Origin of the sequence: Thioalkalivibrio sp. ALJ16 (assembly GCF_000377345.1) — a bacterium.
Lineage (GTDB): Bacteria > Pseudomonadota > Gammaproteobacteria > Ectothiorhodospirales > Ectothiorhodospiraceae > Thioalkalivibrio.
This window is the reverse complement of sequence record NZ_KB898038.1, coordinates 332,186-342,847: the sequence shown is the minus strand read 5'-3', so window position 1 is coordinate 342,847 and position 10,662 is coordinate 332,186. Positions and strand designations below refer to the sequence as shown.

The following is a 10,662-nucleotide window of genomic DNA, read 5'->3' as shown; positions in this document are numbered from 1 at the left end:
TGCCTGCGCACCGGGCGGGAAGGCGGTCAAGGCCCTGCTGGCCGAGCAGATCGCCTTCCTCTCTCAGCAGATACGGCTCCTCGACCGACAGATCGAACAGCTCCTGGAGCGACCGGATCTGAAACCGCGTCGAGAAGTCCTGCGGGGCATCAAGGGAATCGGACCTGTGTGCGCCGCCACGTTGCTGGCACTGGTGCCCGAACTGGGCACCCTCACGCCCAAGACGGCGGCCAGTCTGATGGGGCTGGCCCCGCATCCGCGCGAGTCCGGCACCCAATCCGGCCATCGCCGCATGACCGGCGGACGCACGGGCGTGAAGCCCATCCTGTTCATGGCCGCCTTGTCCGCCGCCCGGAAGCATCCGGACCTCAGCGCCTTCTACGAACGGCTCGTGGCCAAAGGCAAGCCCAAGCGCGTGGCCCTCGCCGCCGTTGCACGCAAACTGGTCGTGATCGCCAACGCGAAAATCCGCGACGCCAAAACGGAGTGCGTACTGACTTGATGACGGGGGTAGGCGGCGCTGCGGCCGGGATGACGATGCCGGGGATGGGTGATGGCCGGGGAGTTCCGGCTTTGGCGGGGGCTTTGCCTGCGAGCAGGCTCCTGCAGGGGGCGCCTGCTCGGAAGGGGGCGCTCAGGTGCTGCGGCTGCCGTAGGTGACGACGGAGACGATGCGCTCGGCGCGTTCCGGATCGAGGCCGTCGGTCTGGGCGAGGGTCTCGGCGTCGGCATTGAGGATGTCGCGGACGCTGCCGTGGTCGCGTAGCAGGTCGCGCGCGGTGTCGGCCTCGACGCCGGGCAGGCCGCTGACGATGAATTCGGCGGCGCGGCGGCGGGTGTCCGGCTTGGTGGGGCGGTCGGCCGGGTCCGGCTCCATCTGCGCGTTCAGGCCCAGCAGGTAGATGAGCATGCCGCTGTTGTCGGCATCCGGGCTCGGCAGCACGCTGATGCCGAGGGCGATGGTGAGGTGCGCCAGCGCGCGGTGAATATCCAGTGCCTGCTGGTGGAAGCGCGGTTCGTAGAGGTCGCCTTCGACGATGTAGACCACCTGCTGGTGGTTGGCCTTCAGCTTGGCGGCGTTCTCCCACAGGGTCTTGTCGACCACGCTCAGCACCATGTCGGTGGCGGACTTGCGTTCGACCACGACGCCATTGGGCAGCAGGTAATCGCCGACGTCGAGATCGGTGAATTCCAGCTCCACGCCCTCCAGGCGTTCGATGCGCTGGATGATTTTGCCCTGTTCACGGCGGTCGACACGAATCGGCAGGTGAAGGGTGTCCATGATGGCTCCGGTTGGTGGTCGCAATCCGGCACTCTAGGAAAACCTGTGCACCGCGCCAAATGGCCGGATACCGGGCGGGGCGAGCGGGCGCATGTTCATGGCGCCTGTGGCCGGCGCCGGGCCCCGGGTGCAGCGGCGGCACAGATGCCCTACAGTCGGGGTGCATGCACGGTGGATGGCAACCGCCGGCATGCAGGGAAAAACAAGAACCGAAAAAAGGATGGAGGATTCATGTCGATACAGATTGCAGTGGTGGGGCTGGGCCGGGTGGGCGGCCGCTTCCTGGAGATGTTGCTGGAGACCGGTCTGCCGGGGATGACGATCTGCGCGGCCTCGGAGATGGGCGATACCGAGGGGCGGCGCCTGGCGACGGAAAAGGGCATTCCGCTGGAGTCCGTCGCCGATATCGTGGCGCGCGGTGACACGGTGGATGTGATTTTCGATCTGACCGGTCAGCCGCAGGTACGCCAGGAGCTGCGCGAGGGGATGCAGAACAGCGGCAACCGCCACACGGTGGTGGCGCCGGAGGTGATGGCCCATCTGACCTGGGCCATGCTCACCCGGGAGGCCCCGCCGGATGTGCATGGCAGTACCGGATACTAGGCGCAGACGCCTGGTGCAAAGGCCGCCTCCGGGCGGCCTTTCTGTTGATAGTGGCTGGTCCGGGGGCTGGGCAGGGCAGGCCCGTGGCGAGCGGGGTGATGGCGCTGGTGTGCGGGGGTGTTCTCAGGCAGTGGTGCCCCGCGGCTCCGGCTTTGCGGCCGCTGCCTCGATGACCGGGCGCGGTTCCAGGGGTTCCGGACAGTGGACGCCAAAGCCCTGGGCATAGTGGATGCCGATCTCCTTCAGGGTCGGCAGCAGGCCTTCATGGGAGACGCACTCTGCAACGGTCTTGATGTTCATCACGCTGCCGATGTGGTGGATGCTCTCGACCATGGCGCGGCTGATGGCGTCGTCATGCATGTCGCGCACGAAGCTGCCGTCGATCTTGATGTAGTCCACGCGCAGGGTCTTGAGGTAGCCGAACGAGGACATCCCGGTGCCGAAGTCGTCCAGCGAGAAGCAGCAGCCCTTCGCGCGCAGGGTGTTCACGAACCGGCTGGCCTGGCTGAGGTTGGCGATGGCGGCGGTCTCGGTGATCTCGAAGCACAGGCGGTTCGGGTGAACACCGCTGGCGTCGATGCGTTCGACGATGTATTCGAGCATGCCGCGCTCGCATAGCGACTGCCCGGACAGATTGATGGCGAAGTAGCTGCCATCAGCGCCCGGGTGTTCGCGGGCGATCTGCAGTACGCGGTCCACCACCCAGCGATCGACCGAGGGCATCAGGCCATAGCGCTCCGCGGCCGGGATGAAGGTGTTGGGGGAGGTCAGTGTCCCTTCCTCGTCGAGCATCCGCAGCAGCACCTCGGTGTGCCGGGGGCCTCCGGCGATCGGTTCGATGTGCTGCCCGTAGAGCCAGAAGTGATCTTTCTGCAGGGCGAAGTTGATGCGCTGCAGGCAGTTCATTTCGCCCTGGTGACGGCATAGCGCGGCATCATCGGGACGTGACACGTGGATGCGGTTGCGCCCGCCTTCCTTGGCCAGATAGCACGCGGCATCCGCCTCGCTCATGAACTGCACGGCATCGCGATGCGCGCCGCAGACGGGGACGACACCAATACTGATGCCGATCCGGAACAGGCGCCCTTCCCAGTCGAAACGGAACTGCTCGATGGCGCGCCGCAGCTTCTCCGCGATCTTTTCGGCGCGTTCCAGTGGACAGCTCTCCAGCAGTACCCCGAACTCGTCGCCGCCCAGGCGGGCGAGGGTGTCGCTCTCGCGCAGATGGGCCTGCATGAGCGAGGTCAGCTGGCACAGGAGTTCGTCACCGGCGCCGTGCCCGCAGGTGTCGTTGACGAGCTTGAACTGGTCAAGGTCCATGTACAGCAGGGCGTGTTCGTGCCCGTCCTGATGGGCGCTGGTGACCAGTTGCCGCAGTCGCCGTTCGAACTCCATGCGGTTGGCCAGGGAGGTCAGGCAGTCATGGGTCGCGGCCCAGGACAGATCGCGGGCCATCTCGCGGGCCTGGGACACGTCGCGGAACACCAGAGCGGCGCCGATGATTGCGCCGGAACGGTCGCGGATGGGGGCGGAGACCTCCTCGATCGCATATTCGTGGCCATCCCGCGAGGACAGAATGGCGGCCTGGTTCAGACTGCACGCGGTGCCGTCGGGAACGCGTTCCAGTAGCGGGTGCGGCAGCGGCTGACCGTCGTCTTCGCGCATGGTGCGGAAGACCTTCGCCAGCTGCTGGTCGTGGGCCTCGGCGTGGGTCCAGCCCGTCAAGTGCTCGGCTACCGGGTTGAGGTAGTCGATACGACCGCGGGTATCGATGGTAATGACCGCATCGCCGATGGCATGGAGGGTGACCTGGGCGCGCTCCTTTTCGAGGAACAGGTCGGTCTCGATATCGCGGCTGCGGCGCAGGACGCTGATGGCGACCACAATCCCGATCAGCAGGGCGGCGCCGCCCAGCAGGGACATGAACTGGATCGCCTGATGATAGTGTTCCGCAGTGTCGTGCGCGGCCTGCTCGGATGCTTCCTTCTGCAGGTCGAGCAGGGCCCCGAGGTTGGCCAGCACTTCGTTCTGGCGCGGGATCGCCTGGTCCAGCAGCCAGGCGGTGGCGGCCTCCATCTCGCCATTCAGGAGCTTCTCGAGCACGCGTTCCTGCACCTCGACGGCATGCAGGGTCAGCTCGCGCGACTCGGTCAGCAGGGCCTGCTCGCGTTCGTTCAGCTGCATGGCCTCGAACGCGTTGCGGTTGATCATAAAGTCGGAGGCATGGCCGCGGAATTCCATGATCCCCTCGTCGATGTCGAAGGGGTCGTCGCTGATCGACAGGCGCAGCAGGGTGACCGAGCGCTCGCGGGCCGCGGCGCGCATGTTGTTCAGCTTCTCGGTCTTGACGTTGTGCTCGTGGACGATGACCTCGAGGCGCTCGTTCACAATGCTGATGCGATCCAGCCCGATCATGACCATCACGGCCATGAGCAGGAGCACGACCGTAAAGCCGGCCGCGATCGCGACCGCGGAGCGGTAGTCGCGCGGCTGGCTGGGTGCGTCCGATCCTGCGGATTGCTCGGGTCCGCGACGGGCCATCGAGTCCCCCTGGTGGTTGATGGTCGGCGATCTGTTGCCGCCTTTATCCAAAGTTAGACGCAATCTGCATGGAACTTAATCCCTGAACGGAAACGCGGTTGTCCCCGGGTCTGCGTTTCAGGCGGTGTCACGTTGCAGCCTGGCCTCGAGCTCCACCGCCGGCATCGCGCGTGAATGCACCCAGCCCTGATAGAGGTCGCAGCCGATCCGGCGCAGGAAGGTCCGCTGTACCGCGGTCTCCACGCCCTCCGCCACCAGGGTGAGTCCGAGGCTGTGACCGAGATGGACGATCGAGCGCAGGATCATCTCGGATTCCGGGTCGCGTCCGATATCGTCGATGAACGAGCGATCGATCTTGAGCTTGTCGATCGGCAGTGACTTCAGGTAGGCGAGGGACGAGTAGCCGGTGCCGAAGTCATCGAGGGCGATCTGGATGCCCAGGGCCTTGAGCCCTTGCAGCTGATCGCGGGTGAGCGCGACATCCGCCATGGCGACGGTCTCGGTGACCTCGATCTCGAGGCGGCTGGCCACCGCGCCGGTCCTCTCGAGCGCGGCACCCAACTGATCGACGAGGTCGTGTTGACGGAACTGCAGGGCGGAGATGTTGATCGCGACGCGCAGGTCCAGCCCCATGCGTGACCAGCGGGCAAGCTGTTCGCAGGCCTCGCGGATCACGCGTTCGCCCAGCGGCAGGATCAGGCCGTTGGCCTCGGCGCTGGCGATGAAGCGGGCCGGCGACACCGCGCCGAGCTCGGCATCCGTCCAGCGCGAGAGCGCCTCGACTCCGATGATGCGGTTGCTGGCGACCTCGACCAGAGGCTGATAATGCAGGTGCAGGTCGTGCTGCTCCAGGGCCTGTTGCAGGCGTTGCTGCAGACGCTGTTCCTCGTGCACCCGGGCATCGAGGTGCTGCGAGAAGAAGGCATAGGTGTTGCGCCCGGAATGCTTGGCCTCGTACATCGCCATGTCGGCATAGCGCACCAGGTTGCGCTCGTCGCGGGCATCACGCGGGAACAGCGCGATACCGAGACTGCCGGTGGCCGACAGGTTGCGTGCGTGTTCGGTCTGGAACGGGGTGGCGAAGATGCCGAGGATGCGCTGGGCGAGCTGGCCGACGGCCTGCTCGTCCTCGATATTGGCCAGCAGGATCATGAACTCGTCGCCGCCGAAGCGTCCGATTGTGGCCTCCTGGTCCAGCGCCCCCTGCAGGCGGGCGGCCACCGCCTTCAGGAGCTGGTCGCCTTCGTGATGGCCAAAGGTGTCGTTGACCATCTTGAAGTTGTCCAGGTCCAGCAGCATCACGGCAATCGGATGCCCGTGGTGTTCGGCCTGGGCGATGCCCTGGGTCAGACGGTCGTGCAGCAGCCAGCGGTTGGGCAGTTCGGTCAGGCTGTCGTGGGTGGCCTGGTGCTGGATGCGCGCCTCGCGCCGCTGACGGTCGGTGATGTCGCGGATGAAGACCGTGATACGGCGGCCTTCGTTATCGTCGAAGGCGTTCAGGCTGATATCCACGGGGAATTCGGTGCCATCCATGCGGCGACCGCGCAGGTGGGGTACCTGGCCCATGGTGCGGCGGCCGATGCTGGCCGCCCGCGCGCGTCTGTGCACGCGGTGACGGTCGCGCAGGCGTTCCGGCACCAGGCATTCCACGGGCTGGCCGATCAGCTGCTGCCGGGGGTAGCCGAACAGGCGCTCGATATTACGGTTGGCCATCACGATGCGCCCGTCGGTATCGGTGACCAGGACGCCATCGGGGGCCGTTTCCACCAGTTGTTGGTAGCATCGTTCCCGCAGCTCGATGTCGCGATGGGCCTGATGCAGCCGTTCCAGCGGCGAACGCACGGTCTCGAGGAACAGGCCCAGGTAAATCAGGAGGTAGGCCGCAATCTTGTACAGGTGGCCGAGCACGAATTGGGTGTCGGTCAGGTCCTGGTAGGACATGAAGAACACGCCGCTCCCCATGCTGACGACCAGCGCGGCGGCGACCAGTGGCATCCCTGGCCGTTCCAGCAGTTCGCGGCGCAGGGCCAGTAGGGCCAGCGTGACCAGGTGCAGGGCGATCACGATGGCCTCGAGGCCCAGCTTGAAGAGCGTGAGGCCGCTGACCGGGTCGAACAGGAGTGGCAGGATCTCGGCATGCCACAGTCCGACCCAGGTGAGTACTGCGACCAGCAGCAGGCTCCCGCCCAGATAGGTCCAACGTGGCGGGCCGTCGCTGCGCGCAACCATCGGCAGGGCCACGTAGGCCAGCAGGGCCGCGCCCGCGACCAGGCGCGCGGCGAGCCAGAAGAACAGCGTCTGCTGCGGCGAGTTGGGGGTGATGAAGTCCGGCATCGCCGGGTAGGTCATCAGGTGCAGGAAGTCGAGCAGGGCCACGGCCAGGAAGGCACAGGCTAGCAGCAGCGAGGCCGCCACCCGGCGCCGGTCGATCACGTGATAGCCCACCGCAAAGACCAGCACGGCCACCACCACCGCGAACAGTTCCGCGCCGGTGTGGAAGGCGGTCAGGTGCTCCTGTGGCAGGATGCGGGGCAGCTCCACCCCTAGCCCCCAGACAAGCAGCGGGAACAGCAGCAGCGCCAGCAGTACGCCCGAGACCAGGGCGGCGTGGCGCCGCAGCAGCTGTTCGGGTACGGAGCTCAATGAGATGGGCCTGCGGTGCGGGCCCGGGTGGAGTCGGGCAGGACAGGGGTAGGCAGGGCCCGGGTGCGCTCCGGGCGCTCCTCCGCAACCCTGATGACAGGCTGGTGGTCTGGCATATAGTTCCCCTGTGGGCCGGTGATGAAGGCATCGCGTCGGCCGGTCCGGTGCTGCTTGGGCGCCGGAGCTTTGTTGTCAGGGTGAAGCTAGCGGATATTTCCGCACAAAACAAATATATATTCGCAAGATAATGGGTGGAGTGTCTTTTCATTGACGAAAAGCGTATAGTGCACGCATCGAACGCCCCGCCCGTCAGCGTCCGTTCATCTGATCCAGAGCTATTCCGGTTCGCAGTGATCCCCCTGATTTCGTTTCCCCCGATGGGTGCTCTTGTTGAACGAGTGGCGGGTAGCGTTGGAGCATTCCATGACTGATACGACCTTTGCTGACCTCGGGTTGGCCGATACCCTTTTGCGCGCGCTGGATTCCGCCGGCTACCAGCACCCGACCCCGATCCAGGCCCGGGCCATCCCGGAAGTCCTGAAGGGCGGTGATCTGCTGGCCGCGGCCCAGACCGGCACCGGCAAGACTGCCGGCTTTACCCTGCCGATCCTGCAGCGCCTTTCCACCAGCGATGCGCCCAAGCCCGGTGCGGGCCGCCCGCGCTGCCTGGTGCTGACCCCGACCCGCGAGCTGGCCGCCCAGGTGCACGATTCCGTGAAGACCTACGGGCGCAACCTGAAGTTGCGCTCGATGACGATCTTTGGCGGCGTGAACATGAACCCGCAGATCAAGGCCCTGCGCGACCGCATGGACATCGTGGTGGCGACCCCGGGGCGTCTGCTGGATCACGCCAACCAGAAGACCATCGACCTGTCCGGTGTGGAGATTCTGGTCCTCGACGAGGCCGATCGCATGCTGGACATGGGCTTTATCCGCGACATCAAGAAGCTGATCGCGCTGATGCCCAAGACCCGTCAGAACCTGATGTTCTCGGCCACCTTCTCCGACGAGATCCGCACGCTGGCCAATGGCCTGCTCACGCGCCCGGCGGAGATCGACATCGCCCCGCGCAACACGGCCGCCGAGAGCGTGCAGCAGAGCGTGCATCTGGTCGAGACCAGCCAGAAGCGCGAACTGCTGAGCCACCTGATCCGCACCAACAACTGGGAACAGGTGCTGGTGTTTACTCGCACCAAGCATGGCGCCAACCGCCTGGCCGAGAAGCTGTCCAAGGACGGTGTGCGCTCGGAGGCGATCCACGGTAACAAGAGCCAGGCGGCGCGCACCAAGGCGCTCAAGCAGTTCAAGTCCGGCCAGGTGCCGGTGCTGGTGGCGACCGATATCGCCGCACGCGGCCTGGACATTGACCAGCTGCCGCAGGTGGTCAACTTCGAACTGCCGAACGTGCCGGAGGATTACGTGCATCGCATCGGTCGTACCGGGCGTGCCGGCTCCGCCGGTGCTGCGCTGTCGCTGGTGGATGGCGAGGAGATCAAGCTGCTGAAGGGCATTGAGCGCCTGATCCAGCGCCCGATCGACCGCATCGAGACCGAAGGCTTTGCCGCACCGAAGCCGGCCGCCAATGATGGCAACGGCAACCGCCGCGGCGGTCGTGGCGGCAAGCCGGGCGGCGGGGCACGCAATGGCGCCCCGCGCAACGCCCGCGGTGGCAAGCCCGGCGGTGGGCGCGGCGACAACGGCCGCCCGTCCTCCAACGGCAACCGGGCGGCGCGCAGCCGCTAGTCCGACGCGCCAGCGTAGTACCGCGAACCCGCGGTCCCGATGTCCGGGCCCGCGGGTTTTTTGTGCCTGAAATTCAGGGTCGTTTCACCACAGAGCGCACAGAGGACACAGAGAAATTCAAGGGCGAAAAGCTTTAACAGGAAGGTGGGAAGGTTGGTTTGATTGGGGTGCCGAGGAGTATTGGACGATCCGGTAAGCCCAGGCGCCAGTCGATCCTCGGCGCCTACCCGAAAAATCTTCTTGTCTTCCCGTCTTCCTGTTAATAGCCCTTGACCTTGATCACGATGGGGATCGTTGGGTGGTGGATACTGTGCCGGGCTCAAGGCCGGGGTCGGTTGGTCGTTAAGAGACGGAAAGGAGGGCGTCGATGAAGATTGGACCGTTGGGTGGGCTGCGACTGAAGCTGATTGTCCTGGTGATCGTGGTGAGTACGGTGCCGCTTTCGATCATGGGCGGGGTGACGTTCCACACCATGAAGGGCGATCTTGCCGCGGGGGTGGACGATGCCCTGGTCACGCAGTTGTGGTGGCTGCTCTGGGCCCTGTGGGTGATCGCATTTGTGGTGGCGCTGGGTATCGGCTGGTTTTACGCCAACGTACTCACACGGCCGTTGGAGCGGCTGGCGGAGGGTCTGGAGGCCATTGGCGCGGGCCGGGCCGACCTGGGGCATCGGGTCGAGGTGACCACCGACGACGAGATCGGCCGTACCGGCGAGGCCTTCAACACGGTGATGGGGCGGCTGGCGGGGCTGATCGGCCAGGTTGCGGATGCTGCGGACGGTATTGCCGCCTCGGCACGGCAGCTGGATGGCCGCAGTAACGAGCTGGCCCGAGCCACCCATGATCAGCGCGGTGACGTGGAGCTGGTGGTGACGGCCATGAACCAGATGTCGGCGACCGTGCAGGAGGTGGCCAACAACACGCAGAGCACCGCCGAGAGTGCCGGTCAGGCAACCCGGGCAGCGGAGGGGGGGCGCACGGTCGTGCAGGCCACGCAGGCGGCGATCAATACCCTTGCCGGCGAGATTCGCCAGGCCAGTAATGTGATTACCGAACTCAAGGGTGACAGCGATAACATCGGTACGATCCTGCAGGTGATCGAGGAGATCGCCGAGAAGACCAATCTGCTGGCGCTGAACGCCGCGATTGAGGCGGCGCGTGCCGGCGAGGCTGGACGCGGTTTTGCGGTGGTGGCCGACGAGGTGCGTCATCTGGCTCAGCGGACCAACGACTCCACCGGGGAGATCCGCGAGATTATCCAGCGGCTGCAGGGTGGCGCCACCCGCGCGGTGCAGGCCATGGAGGTGAGCCAGCAGCATGCCGAGACCTCGGTGTCCAAGGCCGGCGAGGCGGGCGAGACCCTGGAATACATCCATGAGTCGGTTACCACCATCGACGACATGACCCGGCAGGTGGCGAGCGCGACGGAACAGCAGAGTCAGGTGGCGGAGGAGATCAACCGGAACATCCATCACATCAATGACATTGCCATTCGTAACGCCGACGGGGCGAACGAGATGCAGCAGGCCGTCGAGGCACTGGAGGCACTGGCGCAGCAGCTGCAGGGCGAGGTTGCGGGGTTTCGCCAGCAGGCCTAGGGGGACGCTGATTGAATCGCACGTCCGCGCTCGAGTCGCTTTTGCGTGCGAACAAGGCGCGGTGACTGCCGTGCAGTCATTCTGCACAAGGGAACCGCAACGCCGTGCGCGCGCAAAAGCGGCCGAGCCCCTGCTTTCATTGGCTTGTGGGGTTGGTGCCCCCTGTTCCCCGATCCTGCGTTGCGCCGCTTGCGGGTAGAACCACTACCCGCTGCACGACACGCCTTGTCTCGGAAAACAGGGGGCACCAACG

The 10,662-nt window shown here is 65.7% G+C and carries 7 protein-coding genes; 4 read left to right on the top strand and 3 right to left on the bottom strand.

The window, feature by feature from the left end; all coding sequences use genetic code 11:
* A partial coding sequence (locus D000_RS0103610; protein WP_018872193.1) for an IS110 family transposase occupies positions 1–502 on the top strand: 502 nt, incomplete at its 5' end.
* 132 nt (positions 503–634) lie between these two features.
* Here D000_RS0103610 and D000_RS0103605 read toward each other — a convergent pair.
* Positions 635–1,282, bottom strand: a complete 648-nt coding sequence (locus D000_RS0103605; protein WP_018872192.1) for an ERCC4 domain-containing protein — start codon at positions 1,280–1,282, stop codon at positions 635–637.
* 231 nt (positions 1,283–1,513) lie between these two features.
* On the opposite strand from D000_RS0103605, the gene D000_RS0103600 reads away from it, so the two are divergent.
* Positions 1,514–1,885, top strand: coding sequence for a hypothetical protein (locus D000_RS0103600; RefSeq protein WP_018872191.1), 372 nt, complete (start codon positions 1,514–1,516; stop codon positions 1,883–1,885).
* A 123-nt stretch (positions 1,886–2,008) separates the two neighbouring features.
* Here D000_RS0103600 and D000_RS0103595 read toward each other — a convergent pair whose 3' ends face one another.
* On the bottom strand, positions 2,009–4,426 hold the full coding sequence (locus D000_RS0103595) for an EAL domain-containing protein (RefSeq protein WP_018872190.1): 2,418 nt from the start codon (positions 4,424–4,426) through the stop codon (positions 2,009–2,011).
* A 117-nt stretch (positions 4,427–4,543) separates the two neighbouring features.
* Positions 4,544–7,069 carry an EAL domain-containing protein gene (locus D000_RS0103590; protein WP_018872189.1) on the bottom strand — a complete coding sequence of 842 codons (2,526 nt, stop codon included), beginning with the start codon at positions 7,067–7,069 and terminating at the stop codon, positions 4,544–4,546.
* 423 nt (positions 7,070–7,492) lie between these two features.
* On the opposite strand from D000_RS0103590, the gene D000_RS0103585 reads away from it, so the two are divergent.
* Together D000_RS0103585 and D000_RS0103580 are read left to right on the top strand one after the other, a co-directional pair.
* Complete coding sequence (locus D000_RS0103585; protein ID WP_018872188.1) at positions 7,493–8,812, top strand: DEAD/DEAH box helicase; 1,320 nt, start codon at positions 7,493–7,495, stop codon at positions 8,810–8,812.
* Between the two features lie 367 nt (positions 8,813–9,179).
* The gene (locus D000_RS0103580; RefSeq protein WP_018872187.1) at positions 9,180–10,409 is read left to right on the top strand and encodes a methyl-accepting chemotaxis protein; all 1,230 of its coding nucleotides are present in this window, start codon (positions 9,180–9,182) and stop codon (positions 10,407–10,409) included.
* The last annotated feature ends 253 nt before the right edge of the window (positions 10,410–10,662 follow it).

What these genes read in the sequence shown, in the direction of transcription:
- D000_RS0103605 (WP_018872192.1), bottom strand. Translation starts at nt 1,282, where the DNA reads ATGGACACCCTTCACCTGCCGATTCGTGTCGACCGCCGTGAACAGGGC.
- D000_RS0103580 (WP_018872187.1), top strand. Translation starts at nt 9,180, where the DNA reads ATGAAGATTGGACCGTTGGGTGGGCTGCGACTGAAGCTGATTGTCCTG.
- D000_RS0103600 (WP_018872191.1), top strand. Translation starts at nt 1,514, where the DNA reads ATGTCGATACAGATTGCAGTGGTGGGGCTGGGCCGGGTGGGCGGCCGC.
- D000_RS0103595 (WP_018872190.1), bottom strand. Translation starts at nt 4,426, where the DNA reads ATGGCCCGTCGCGGACCCGAGCAATCCGCAGGATCGGACGCACCCAGC.
- D000_RS0103585 (WP_018872188.1), top strand. Translation starts at nt 7,493, where the DNA reads ATGACTGATACGACCTTTGCTGACCTCGGGTTGGCCGATACCCTTTTG.